12 protein-coding genes are annotated in these 12,737 nt (G+C 35.2%); all 12 read right to left on the minus strand.

Features of this window, described 5'->3' with window-relative positions; translation table 11 throughout:
• Positions 1-7 precede the first annotated feature (7 nt).
• Positions 8-1,372, minus strand: a complete 1,365-nt coding sequence (locus tag JF76_RS06445) for a DnaD domain protein (protein ID WP_045928319.1) — start codon at positions 1,370-1,372, stop codon at positions 8-10.
• A gap of 2 nt (positions 1,373-1,374) precedes the next feature.
• Entirely contained in the window at positions 1,375-1,842 is a 468-nt protein-coding gene (gene nrdR, locus JF76_RS06450; RefSeq protein WP_045928320.1) for a transcriptional regulator NrdR, read from the minus strand.
• A complete protein-coding gene (gene coaE, locus JF76_RS06455; protein ID WP_045928321.1) occupies positions 1,829-2,446 on the minus strand; it encodes a dephospho-CoA kinase in 618 nt (205 codons plus the stop codon). Before coaE ends, nrdR begins: the two co-directional genes overlap by 14 nt.
• The gene (gene mutM, locus JF76_RS06460) at positions 2,443-3,273 is read right to left on the minus strand and encodes a DNA-formamidopyrimidine glycosylase (RefSeq protein ID WP_045928322.1); all 831 of its coding nucleotides are present in this window, start codon (positions 3,271-3,273) and stop codon (positions 2,443-2,445) included. The genes coaE and mutM overlap by 4 nt, the downstream gene beginning before the upstream one ends.
• 12 nt (positions 3,274-3,285) lie before the next feature.
• The gene (gene polA / locus JF76_RS06465; RefSeq protein WP_045928323.1) at positions 3,286-5,970 is read right to left on the minus strand and encodes a DNA polymerase I; all 2,685 of its coding nucleotides are present in this window, start codon (positions 5,968-5,970) and stop codon (positions 3,286-3,288) included.
• 254 nt (positions 5,971-6,224) lie between these two features.
• Entirely contained in the window at positions 6,225-6,962 is a 738-nt protein-coding gene (locus tag JF76_RS06470; RefSeq protein WP_045928324.1) for a DeoR/GlpR family DNA-binding transcription regulator, read from the minus strand.
• Between the two features lie 66 nt (positions 6,963-7,028).
• Complete coding sequence (locus tag JF76_RS06475) at positions 7,029-8,402, minus strand: PTS transporter subunit EIIC (protein ID WP_045928325.1); 1,374 nt, start codon at positions 8,400-8,402, stop codon at positions 7,029-7,031.
• Positions 8,403-8,440: 38 nt separating this feature from the next.
• A complete protein-coding gene (locus tag JF76_RS06480; protein WP_045928962.1) occupies positions 8,441-9,370 on the minus strand; it encodes a sugar phosphate isomerase/epimerase family protein in 930 nt (309 codons plus the stop codon).
• A 187-nt stretch (positions 9,371-9,557) separates the two neighbouring features.
• Complete coding sequence (murC, locus tag JF76_RS06485; RefSeq protein WP_045928326.1) at positions 9,558-10,868, minus strand: UDP-N-acetylmuramate--L-alanine ligase; 1,311 nt, start codon at positions 10,866-10,868, stop codon at positions 9,558-9,560.
• A gap of 177 nt (positions 10,869-11,045) precedes the next feature.
• Positions 11,046-11,693 carry a YtpR family tRNA-binding protein gene (ytpR, locus tag JF76_RS06490; protein WP_045928327.1) on the minus strand — a complete coding sequence of 216 codons (648 nt, stop codon included), beginning with the start codon at positions 11,691-11,693 and terminating at the stop codon, positions 11,046-11,048.
• A gap of 21 nt (positions 11,694-11,714) precedes the next feature.
• A complete protein-coding gene (locus tag JF76_RS06495; RefSeq protein ID WP_045928328.1) occupies positions 11,715-12,035 on the minus strand; it encodes a thioredoxin family protein in 321 nt (106 codons plus the stop codon).
• A gap of 35 nt (positions 12,036-12,070) precedes the next feature.
• Complete coding sequence (gene trmB, locus JF76_RS06500; RefSeq protein ID WP_045928329.1) at positions 12,071-12,730, minus strand: tRNA (guanosine(46)-N7)-methyltransferase TrmB; 660 nt, start codon at positions 12,728-12,730, stop codon at positions 12,071-12,073.
• Positions 12,731-12,737: the final 7 nt, after the last annotated feature.

Consider the following 12,737-nt stretch of genomic DNA (forward strand, 5'->3'; position numbering starts at 1 on the left):
ACTTCACCTACTTCATGCCGTTTTTATCTTCAAAATTCTTGAAAAATTCTTTTAGCTCCGCACTTGAGACATCAGATTTTACTTTTGGCTTTTGCTTGTTCCAATCAGTGCCCTTTTCAACCGTTTTTCTGGGAACAAATCTGTTATAGCGCTTGCTCTGCCTTTGTTCTTGGGTCTTTTTTCTCTTTTCCATGTAATCTAAGGCCTGAGCACCAGTTTTAATTCCATGTTGCAGCCAATCATGCAAAATTTTGTTTGCTAATCGAAAAGAAATGTTGGGACCGCTTTTTAAACAAGCATATGTCAGAATATTAAGTAATTCCGCTGATATTCCCTTGTCATTATATAGACTGTCTAACACTTGATATTCACTAGCGTCAACAAAATCATTTTTTTCAGTTTTTAAATGATATAAAAACTGCGCTGGAGTATCAGTCTGAGCTTTTTGCAATAATTTTTGTTCTTTTTGATTTAATTGGCTATCACTTTTATTAAATTTTTCAGGTATTTTTGCCTTGTCTTGCAAATGCCTGCGAGTATCGCTTCCATGAATGCTGTTAGCAATAGTTTGCTTTATTTCTCGCATATTTAAATGATAGTCACCATGCAAGCATGGTATTGCCTCATCGACAAATTCCTGTTCTGAAAGCCCATATATACGCATGACAGCTCGAATAGCTTCTCTATTCTGATCAATTTCGCTGCCAGCAATTTGATAAATTTCAAATTGCTGTTTCATAAAATCCCAGTCAATATTATCTTGATCATTGACAGTAGCATAATCGCTCGCAGAATAATTATTCTCTCGAGCAGCTTCTTTGACCTCAATTGAAGGATCTATTGCTTCTTGATCGGATAAATGGAAAACATCCATAAAGGAAGCAGAAATATTGGGTGCTCCCTTGATGCCACTTAATTCGCTCCGGTTTTGTTTAGCCTCTCTTGCAAACTCGTGACTTAATTTATTAAAAGCAGTTATACCAACTTTTTCTTTTAATAAACTAGCTAAAAGAGCAGTTGAAAAAAATTCACTGCTTGCTGGAACATTTTTAATTTCGAAACACAAAACATGACCCATGATCTGGTTGTCAAGCAATCTCGTTTGAATCAGACCAACAGCTTCAAGCTTATGCAACGCACCAAATAATTTTTTTATATCACAATCTGTCTGTTCTTGAAGAGTATAAATTCCCTTAGCATCAGAAAGCATTGCCTGTGCATTATAATCTTCATTCAAACTTAAATAGAGTGCTAAAGGAAGAGAGCCAATAAGAGGTTGATATAGTTTAATTAATATGCGCAAATCTTTTGGAAAAATATCCACCCTGTTGGTAATGAAAAAAGGCTGTTTGGGATTATTTGTCTCAAACATAATTAATTACCCTTTTCCCTTTTTGCAATCATATCTTCCATTGTTTTCATGAAGCTAGACATATCTTTAAATTCACGATAAATAGAAGCAAAACGAATATAAGCAACATCATCAATTGTTGCCAGCTCATCCATTACCAGTTGACCAATTTTTTTCGAAGAAATCTCGCTAACCCCCTGTTGTCTGACCTTGTTTTCTACATGATCGACTAGTTCTTCAAATTGTGTACTTGATATCGGCCGTTTTTGACCAGCCGCCATCACACCATGTAAAATTTTTTTACGATTAAAAGGTTCGCGAGTACCATCATTCTTAATCACTAGTAAAGGAGTAGTTTCAACTCGTTCAAATGTGGTAAAACGAAAGCCGCAGTTTTCGCATTCACGCCGACGTCTGATTGCGCGATTTTCATCACTGGGTCGTGAATCAATGACTTTTGAGGCATTTTTATGACAATTAGGACATTCCATATAAGTCCTCCCCTTTTATGTTAAGAAGCAATTTTTCTAATTTCGATTTCAAATCTTGTTTTGTACCAGTATTATTAATTACAAAATCAGCCAATTTTTCTTTCTGGGACAAAGGCATTTGACTGCGAATACGCTTCAAGGCAGCACGCTCACTCAAATGATCCCTTAACATTAGCCTTTTCATTTGCAGTGATTCCGGTATTGCAATTAATAAGGTAAAATCGCAATATTTTTGACCATTTGATTCAAACAAAACTGGTGCATCCACAACAACCAAAGAATTTTTGTTCATGTTGTTTAGCGCAATTTTAGCTTGTATTTCTTGAAAAATCAATGGATGGGTAATTCCATTTAAAGCTTCAAGTTGTTTTTTATCGTTAAAAACAATCTGTCCTAACTCTGAACGATTAATTGATCTATCTGACTTAAGAATGCTTGTACCAAAATGTTTTAAAACCAGTTCATAGCCCTTTTCGTCCCTATTTAAAATATCGTGAGCAATTTGATCGCAGTCTATAACCGGTATTTGTTTATCTCTAAAAAAAACATCTGCAGTACTTTTACCACTTGCTATCCCACCGGTTAAGCCTAAAATCTTTGTCATTTATAAATCACCTGACACTTAGGGCAAAAAGTAGTTCCTCGTCCATTTACCTTAATTTTCTCAAGAGGTGTGCCACAACGCACACAAGGCTCGCCTTTATGTCCATATACTTGCAACATTTTTTGAAAACCTCCTGTCTTCCCGTTCGCATCCAGATAGGTATGAACTGTAGTACCTCTTTCAGCAATTGCCAATTCTATTAACGAATTAATATTGTCGTGCAATTGCGCTATCTTTTCTGCTGGAATGGTATTGGCTTGACTTAACGGGTGAATTTTTGTTTCCCACAAAACCTCGTCAACGTAGATATTGCCCAAACCTGCAACAATAGATTGGTCAAGGAGTGTGTTTTTAATATTTTTCTTTTTACGCGCTAAACCATTTTGTAGATACGAAACGGTAAAAGCTGCTGAATTAGGTTCAACACCTAATTTGCCAATACCAGTTTTTTCCCTTTCAGTCCCCGTCTTAATCAGCTGCATTCGGCCAAACTTACGCACATCATTATAGCGCAATGCTGAATTATCTTTAAAAACAATTTGCACGTGGTCGTGTTTGTCCTTTTTAGTATTTATTTTGACTAAACGATATTTACCTTCCATGCGTAAATGAGACACTATTGTTAAATTGTCACTGAGACGAATAAGCAAATATTTAGCGTAACGATCTATATTTTCTATCTTTTTTCCAGTTAGCTGTTTTGCAAATTCTTTAGCATCTCCGGTGATAATCTTGGGGTACCATACAGTTACTTCTTTTATTGTTTTTCCTTTGATAAGAGGAAGAAGTGTTCGCCTAACAGTTTCAACTTCCGGCATTTCAGGCATTAAAATTACTCCTTACTTCGCATCAAACCAGTTGTGGCCATATCCAGAGTCAGCTACAAGAGGTATATCAAGTCTTACAGCGGATTGCATAACTTCCGGCACAATTTTTTTAATTGTTTCTAATTCATCCTTTGGTACATCAAAAATTAATTCATCATGCACCTGAACCACCATTTTAGTCTTTAAATGCAATTCATCCAACTTTTTCTGCATGTTAATCATCGCAATTTTGATTATATCTGCAGCTGAACCTTGAATAGGAGAATTGATGGCTGTTCTTTCTGCAAAAGAACGAACATTGTAATTTTTGGCATGAATATCTGGTAAATAACGTCTTCTATGCATAATTGTTTCCGCATAGCCTTTTTCACGTGCCACTTGCACAGCTTTATTCATATATTCTTTAACTTGCGGATATTGTTCAAAGTAATTGTCAATAAACTCCTTAGCCTTTTTACGGCTAATATTAAGATTCTTAGACAAGCCATAATCAGAGATACCATAAACTATACCGAAATTAACTGCCTTAGCTCTGCGACGCATTAGCGGAGTCACGTCATCGGTTGACTTAAGATGAAAAATGCGCATGGCCGTATGAGCGTGGATATCATAACCCGTTCTAAAAGCTTCCTGCATCTGTTCATCACCGGAAACTTGTGCCAAGACTCGCAATTCAATTTGAGAATAATCACATGAGAAAATATAACCGTCTGGTTCACTAGGCACAAAAGCTTTTCTAATTTGCTTTCCTTCTTCCGTTCTGGTAGGAATATTTTGTAAATTAGGGTCAACTGAGGACAAGCGACCAGTAGCGGTCAAGGTTTGTAAATATCTGGTGTGAACCCGACCGTCTTTTTGGATAACATCTAGCAAGCCATTAACATAGGTAGATTGAATTTTAGCTATTTGTCTGTAAGTCAAAATTTGTTCAATGATAGGATTCTCATCCTTTAACTGGTTTAAAACATCAACAGAAGTTGAATAGCCAGTTTTGGTCTTTTTAATTGGCTTCAAGCCCATCTTTTCAAACAAAATATGACCCAATTGTTTTGGAGAATTAATATTAAATTCTTCGCCAGCTTCATCATAGATTTGTTGTTCCATTTTCTTAAGGTCAACAGCAAACTCATCTTGCAGCTCAGTTAAGGTACTAGCTTGTACCTTAATACCATTTATTTCCATGACAGATAAAACTCTTGCAACTGGTATTTCAATGTTGGCATAAAGATCATCCTGCTCGTGCTCTTTTAGTTTTGCCAGTAATGTATCTTTTAGATTTTCTATTGCCTCAATTTTACCAGCTAGATGGCTAAATAAAACTTGATCATCTTTTGGGATATGAACGCTTTTGCCTTTGCCGTATACCTCATAATCGCTTTTAACAGAATTATCACCATACATCCGGCATATTTCACCCATATCGTCTGAATTATTTTCATTATTAATCAAATATGAAGCAAGAAGCATGTCATAGTCAATGCCACGGGCGTGAATACCCAAACGATTTAACCCAACTGTTGTTCGCTTTAGATCAAACACATTTTTAGTAATTTGCTTATCTTCAAGCATACTTTTAAGTTTAGCTTCTTTTAACAGATCGACATTGCGGCTAATATATATTTGATTATCTACCTTAATGGCAAAACCGACAAAATCAGCTAAATGATAATTAGCACCAAGCATTCCCAGATAAAAAGTAATAGTTTGTCCATCAGTAACAGCAAAATTATTGATGTCATTTTCTTTAAGTTCAGTAAAATCAACTACTTTATCATTATCATTTGTTTTTTCAGATTGATCTTGTGGTTGATTTTCTCCGTCGGGATTTAATTCACTCAAGAATTTACGAAAGTTCATCTTTTCATAGAATCTGCGCAATTTCTGATAGTCAATAGGACGCCTTTTAACATCATCGATCCCAATGGTTAAAGGAGCATGACGATCAATAGTAGCTAATTTTTTGCCTAAAAGAGCCTTATCCTTATCATTGATAAGGTTTTCTTTCATTTTAGATGGCTTCATATCATCTACATGATCATAAAGATTTTCAACCGTACCATATTCCTGAATAAGTTGTGAAGCTTTTTTTGGCCCAATTTTAGTTACTCCAGGATAATTATCAGAATTATCTCCCATAAGGGCTTTCATATCAATAAATTCAGTTGGAGTAACACCATTAACTTTTTTCATATGTTCAGGTGTATAAGCTTCTAAGTTTAGTACCCCTGATTTAGTGACCATAACTGTTGTTTGCGGCGATGCCAGCTGAGTCAAATCTTTATCACCTGTAACTACCGTAACTTTAAAGCCTTCTTTTTCACCAATAGTTACGAAAGTTCCTATGATGTCATCGGCTTCATAGTTATCGAGCTCATATGTAGACAAACCCAAGTCATGCAAGAGCTCCTGAATGTATGGCAGTTGTTCAGATAATTCTGAGGGAGTCTTTTGTCTGCCACCTTTGTAGTCTGCGTACATCTTATTTCTAAAGGTAGTTTTACCTGCATCAAAAGCAACCAAAACATGATCGGGTTCGACATCATTTAGCACGACATCAAGCATATTTTTAAATGTGTAAATGGCATTAGTATGCAATCCTTCAGGATTTCTGAAATTTTCAAGTTGGCGATATAGTGCATAAAAAGCACGAAAAGCAACTGAATTACCATCAATTAAAAGTAATTTTTTATCAGCCATTAGATCTCCTTACAATTAAACCAAGTTTCTTTATTTACCTACCATTTTAACAGTTTTTGCACGGATCTTGCATAATACTGTTTTTATAACAAACAGGTTAAACATCATTTATCTACTTTAGATTAATAATTTAGTTTTTGCTTATTACTCTTTTTGTATAGGATTTTTAGAACTTTCTTTAAACAAAAACATCAAACTCCTATTGGGTTTGATGTTTCTACTAAATATAATCTTAATTAACTTTTATGTTTTAGTTACGGACAAATAATCTTTGTTTCTTTAGCAATTTGAGAGTCATTATCATTAGAAATTAGGATTGCGTCTTTTAATTCTAAAGCCTGAACATTTGAAGATACGCCAAACTTGCTTGAATCAGCTAATATAAAAGATTGTGATGTTCTTTTTGCGATCAGCTGCTTCTTTATTGCTTCATCAAATTGTGGTGTTGTATATCCATTATTAATATCAACACCATTCATGCCAAAAAAAGCTTTATCAAAACGGAGCCTAGATAGTAAATCATTAGTTAATGCGCCTGTAAGTGAAGAAGTGACACCGTTATAATTGCCACCTATTAAAACTATTTCAGCTTTAAAATTACCAACAATATGGCATACTTGTGTATTCGTAGTATAAATTGTGATCCGTTTATTTTTTATTTTATCAAGAAGCAGAGTACATGTTGTACCTGAATCCACATATATTGCATTGCTATCGTGAATCTCTTGGGCAGCTAAAGCAGCAATTTGCTTTTTCTCTTTTTGGTATTTATGTTCCTTTTTTGTGAATTCGACTTCTCCAGAACCGTCACTTAGCCTAACAGCCCCGCCGAATAAATACTCAATTTTTCCTTCATCTTCTAACGTTTTGATATCTCTTCTCAAAGTTGAAATAGATACATTGGGTATTTGGTTATGAAGTTCATCCAGTTTGCTCAAATTTTTGTTTTCTAAAATTTTTAAGATTTGATTTTGTCTTTCGATCGGAAGCAATTTATTCTCTTCTCCTTATATACATAAGTGTTTTGCTTCCTTAATTATACCCCATCTAACTTTATTTTAAGCAAGACGCTCATCTTTTTTGGTGACAATAAAACCAAGAATGATTCCGACAATTACAGAAATCCCCAATCCTATCATCGCATTTAAGAAGTTATTGCTATTTTTAGCTACAAAAGCTGGAAAAGTTGTTACTGAACCAAAAACGAATGCATTTGTAAATACCTTTGTTAGTCCTAGATAAGCTCCGCCAACTGCACCAGCAATCATTTGTGCTGCCCATATTTTTCTGTTCTTTACCAGTAAACCAAATAATGTTGGTTCTATTATTGCGGAAAGGCAAATCGTTATTACTCCGGTTAAAGAAAAGCTCTTTAGCTCTTTATTTCGCGTTTTAAGCCAAACTCCTATAGCAGCTCCGATAACACCAAAATTGCAGGCAAAGGTTAATGGACAAATAAAATCAAAGCCTTGTGTAGCAATATTATTAATCATTATTGGATTTACAGCCCAGTGAATTCCAAAAGATACCAGGAAACTCCATCCACCACCAACGACTACTCCAGCAAGCAGTGGTACATTTTTAATTAACCAATTAACTACATCTGCAACAAATTGACCACCATATACACCGAGTGGACCAATAACAATTACAGTCAAAGGCACCATAACTAAAAGACAAACAAGTGGCACAACCACAAGCTCCAAATCTTTGCTGACGTGTTTATCTAACCACTTATACAAATATGAATAAGCCCAGATAGAAATTAAAATTGGAACTACTGTTGAATTGTAATTCATTAAAACAACTGGAATACCCAAGAATGAAGTCATTGCACCATTTCCATGGGTACCCATTAATTGAATGAAATCTGGATATAAAAGTGCGCCAGCGATTAGTGCAGCAATGTAAGGGCTGACTTTAAATCTTCGCGCAGCCGAAAAAGCTAACAGAATGGGCAAAAAATAAAATACGGCTTTTGAAGCTGCAGTTAAAATGACAAAAGTACCACTTTTCTGACTGATCCATCCTATTTGACTGCAAAACAAAAGTAAGCCATATAAAATTCCCGATCCTGCAAGGGCTGGAAGCAGTGGTGAAAAAATACCAGCAATTGCCGCAAATAAGGCATTGACATATCCTTTAAACCCATGAGGTTTGATTTGCGTACTAACTTCATTATCAGTACTTCCATTGACAAGCTTTTCAAATTCATCAAAAACTTTCGGTACTTCAAGACCAATTAATACCTGATATTGTCCACCACCCTTTGAAACATTAATTACACCATCTACTGCCTTCACTTTGGCATCATCAATATTTTCATTTTTTAAATTCAATCGTAACCTGGTTGCACAATGTGTCATATTAGAAATATTACTTGGTCCGCCAACGGCATCCAAAATACCTCGTGCAGTTTCTCTGTAATCCATTTTTTGCCTCCAAAAATACAATTTTTAAATTAAAATAGTTATTTTTTTATAAAATCTAACAATAGATCTCTTGCTTTAATTGCATCATTTTCATTAATCACTTTGTCTATTTTTTCCATGCCCACTCGGTCAAGCAGATTTAAAAAGTATTTCAACATTTCGATATTTTTACTAGTTTCTTGACTAGGGTCTTCGATTACTGGAGCTGTGTCAAAATAGTACATGCCATCGAAGTGATATTTTTTCATATAATAGAGAAATTCTAAGGTTTTAAATGGAGTAACGGTACCGACCATTAAACCGTCATCATGGACGCCATAGCCGTCATTAATATGAACCCCAAATAATTCACCACGACTGGCAAAAATTTCAGATCCCATAGCCGGGTTTTCATGTTTCATTAGCATGTGACAATAATCTAAAAGAACGCCAAAGTTTTTACGGTTGATATCTTTTAGAATCATTCCCAAAGTTCCCATGCTGTCCACAAAAGCATAGGCACGGGGCTCATAAGGTTTATATTCAATACTAAATTTAATATCAGGCGCATAATCTGCGATTTCTTGACAAGCTTGGACAATTCTATGCCAAACTTTTAAATAATCAATTTGAAAGCTGTAGTCAAAACCATCATGAGCACTCCAGATATTAATCATTGAACCGCCAATCTCTCGGCAATAATCCACTGCCTGCTTACACATTTCAATAGCATCCTGATAGATCTTATCGTTTAAATTCCCGAGATCACCGTTAAGGTAATGACCTTCAAATCTCATTTCCATTCCGTTAGGACGCAAACCGTTTTCGTCTAACATTTTCTTCATGTCTCGTGCCGGAATCCCAATAGTCTGTTGAGGGAAATTAATATCTACATAATTAATTCCAACTTTTTTCAGTTCACCAAAAACCTTATCAATCTTATTGTCATAATGTGGCAAGTAAGCATTTAACCTTGTTGCAGTCTTTATTTCTTTCATCAATTCGTCCTCTTTTCATTTGTTATCGTTTACATTTTTATTATATTTCATTTAATTTCATTTATCAATCATTATTTTTCATTTTATTTAATTATATTTCATTATTTTTCACAAAATATCATAAATTTTGCGCACAAAAATAGCCTTACTAGGGTTCTAGTAAAGCTATAAAGTTAAATTACAGTAACTTTTCTAAAGCATCTTCATATTTCTGAATGTCGCCAGCTCCCATAAAGACGATCACACTATTTCTGTTTTGAGCAAGATCTGCAATGTTATCAAGATCTATCACTTCAGAACCAGGGATTTTAGCAACTAAATCACTACTTGAAATATCTCCATTGGCCTCTCTTGCTGAAGCATAAATCGGAGTCACATAAGCCTTGTCTACATCACGCAATATTTCTGCAAAATCTTGCGCATATTTCTTCGTTCTGGAAAAAGTATGTGGTTGGAATACGACAACTAATTTCTTTTGTGGGAACTTTTGTCGTGCAGCCTGAATTGTTGCTCTCATTTCAGTTGGATGGTGAGCATAATCATCAATAATATTGATATCACCGAAATCTTTTTCAGAAAAACGACGTTTTGCACCTTGATAAGTAAGTAGACCTTTTTGAATATCAGCTACAGGAATCTTTTCGGTGTAGGCAATAGCAATCACAGCTGTGGTATTTAAAATATTGTGATCACCAAAAAGATGTATTTCAAACTCACCAACTTTTTTGCCATGAGTCATAACCGTAAAGGTCGATCCTTCAGTTGTTCTTCTAATATTGACAGCTTGAAAATCGTCATTATCATAAAAACCATAAGTATATTTGGGAACATCAGAATGCAAGTCTCTCAATCTTTCATTACCACCCCAGACAAATAGTCCTTTTCGAGTCTGATCTGCTGCAGTTTGAAAAGCTGAAGTATAATCAGCCTGATCGTTGAAATAATCCGGATGATCAAAATCAATGTTGGTCATAATTTGATAATCTGGATGATAGGCTAAGAAATGACGTCGATATTCATCTGCTTCATAGACGAAGAAACGAGAATCCTTAACACCCTTGCCCTCACCGTCACCTATTAAATAGGAAGTGGGTGCAGCTTCACCCAATACATGAGCTAAAAGGCCTGTAGTAGAAGTTTTACCATGAGTTCCCGAAACACCAATGCTGGTATGCATTTTGATAATTTCTTCGACTGTATCAGGATAACTTTGCCAGGTAATGTTCTTATTTTCACAAGTTTTTACTTCTACGTTGTCAACTTTAAACGCATTTCCTTTAACGATGACTTGTCCTGAATTTTTAATATTATTCGCACTAAATTCTTTAACTTCAATACCAGCTTTTTTTAGCGGTTCTTGGGTAAAAGTATACTTTTTAATATCGCTGCCAGCTACGTTAAAACCTAAATCATTTAACACTAAAGCTAAAGAAGCCATTCCAGTTCCTTTAATTCCGATAAACCAAATTTGCTTATTTTTATCTAACATTTACTGAACTCCAAAATTTTATCATTGCAGTTTATTTTACCATTACTGAGTCCAAAAAGCAGGATCATCAAAAAATTGCAATCAAATTTTAGCAATATGACGATAAAACAACAAATGCAATTGACATTCTTTTTGCAACAAAAAAGACCTTACCAAAACCTGATAAAGTCCTCAGTGTTATAAAGTAATCTGACCGTTTGCTAATAGTTCGTCACACTTTTCGGGGTCAAAGACTTCTCCAACAGTAAATTCATTAGGAACCACCATAATTCCGCGCTTTTGAGGAGCGTGCTCAAGCCCCAATTCACGAGCAGAACAAATCATGCCATAGGAATCCACGTGACGCAGTTGACCTGGCCAAATTACTTGACCATTAGGCATCAAAGTACCTGGTAAAGCAACAACCACTTTTTGTCCCTGTGCAATGTTAGGTGCACCACAGACAATTTGATGTTCTTCTCCATTGCCCACATCAACTTGTGTAACATGCAAATGATCAGAATCAGGATGTTTTTCACAGCTTTTGACATAGCCATAAACAAGCGTTGGTTTGCTATATGCAAGCTTATCTGTAAAACCAACTTCTTCTAATTTTTCATTTAAAGCAGTTAAATCATCTTTTGACAGCTTAACTTGTCCATCTGGTAATTTATCGTAGTCAATTAGCTGATCAACGTTAAAAAAGTTATAACCGGTAACATTACCCTCTTCATCAGTAATGCGTGTGATATCAGCTTTTTCATCGTATTCACTATTGCCCTTATCCTGACCTAAAATTACAATCAAGGTATTGGGATAACTTCTTTTATTAATACTAGTAATCATGAATCAATAATCCTCTTTCACTTAGTCAAGTGACCGTAAAAAGCTTTCAACCTCATCTTTAGTTTTACGATCCTTATTAACTAGTCTACCAATTTCTTTGCCATCTTGGTAGACCACAAAGGAAGGAATACCCATAATATTCATTTCCTTAGCTAAGTCAATAGAACCATCACGGTCAATCTGATAAAACTTGCTATCGGAAAAATCTTTTTCGATTTCTGGCATGAAGGGGTCTAAAAAGCGACAGTCTGGGCACCAGCCTGCTGAAAATTCTAAAACTACTCGTCCATTTTTGGTAATCGAGTCTAATTTATCTTTATTCAATTCTTTTATTTGTTCCATTTTGAAAAAACCTCTCAATCCTTACTCTTATTTTATTATTTTACCCCAAAATCAGCATGCAAAGCATAAATTGGATTGCCCTGAGCTGCAAATTTGTGTTCATATTCAGTTTCAATATTGGCAGCTACAATTTCATCTTTTTCATTATGAAGATCAACTGACACAAAATCAAAATGCATCCCAAAATTATTCATGCTCTGCACAGAATAGGCAAAAAGACCTGCATTATCAGTTTTAAACTCTATTTGACCATTTTCCTGCAAGACGGTTTGATATTTTTGTAAAAAAGACTTATAAGTTAACCGCCTTTTCTCATGCCTAGTTTTTGGCCAGGGATCACTAAAATTCAAATATATTTTACTTGCTCTGTGAGCATCAAAAAAAGTGTCAATATTAGCAGCATCTGCGCAAAGAATTTGGATGTTAGACAATTTTTTAGCAAGTTTGGTTCGCAAAATCATGCCAGCTGCTGTCATTTGCAATTCCAAAGCAACAAAATTCTTTTCGGGGTGCTCTTCTGCCATCGTAGTAATAAACTTTCCTTTGCCGGGCCCTACTTCTATCTCTAATGGTTTTGAAATATCAGCAAACCGCTTTGTCCAATCAATTTTTTGACTTGGATCTGGTCGATCAATCACACTTTCTGGATGCTCTTGAACCAGCTTTACAGCCCACGGCTTGTTACGTAATCTCATCTTTTCT

It is taken from the genome of Lactobacillus kullabergensis (assembly GCF_000967195.1).
GTDB lineage: Bacteria > Bacillota > Bacilli > Lactobacillales > Lactobacillaceae > Lactobacillus > Lactobacillus kullabergensis.

Coding starts and splice junctions, on each gene's coding strand:
- JF76_RS06445 (WP_045928319.1), bottom strand. CDS start 1,372: ATGTTTGAGACAAATAATCCCAAACAGCCTTTTTTCATTACCAACAGG.
- nrdR (WP_045928320.1), bottom strand. CDS start 1,842: ATGGAATGTCCTAATTGTCATAAAAATGCCTCAAAAGTCATTGATTCA.
- coaE (WP_045928321.1), bottom strand. CDS start 2,446: ATGACAAAGATTTTAGGCTTAACCGGTGGGATAGCAAGTGGTAAAAGT.
- mutM (WP_045928322.1), bottom strand. CDS start 3,273: ATGCCTGAAATGCCGGAAGTTGAAACTGTTAGGCGAACACTTCTTCCT.
- polA (WP_045928323.1), bottom strand. CDS start 5,970: ATGGCTGATAAAAAATTACTTTTAATTGATGGTAATTCAGTTGCTTTT.
- JF76_RS06475 (WP_045928325.1), bottom strand. CDS start 8,402: ATGGATTACAGAGAAACTGCACGAGGTATTTTGGATGCCGTTGGCGGA.
- murC (WP_045928326.1), bottom strand. CDS start 10,868: ATGTTAGATAAAAATAAGCAAATTTGGTTTATCGGAATTAAAGGAACT.
- ytpR (WP_045928327.1), bottom strand. CDS start 11,693: ATGATTACTAGTATTAATAAAAGAAGTTATCCCAATACCTTGATTGTA.
- JF76_RS06495 (WP_045928328.1), bottom strand. CDS start 12,035: ATGGAACAAATAAAAGAATTGAATAAAGATAAATTAGACTCGATTACC.
- trmB (WP_045928329.1), bottom strand. CDS start 12,730: ATGAGATTACGTAACAAGCCGTGGGCTGTAAAGCTGGTTCAAGAGCAT.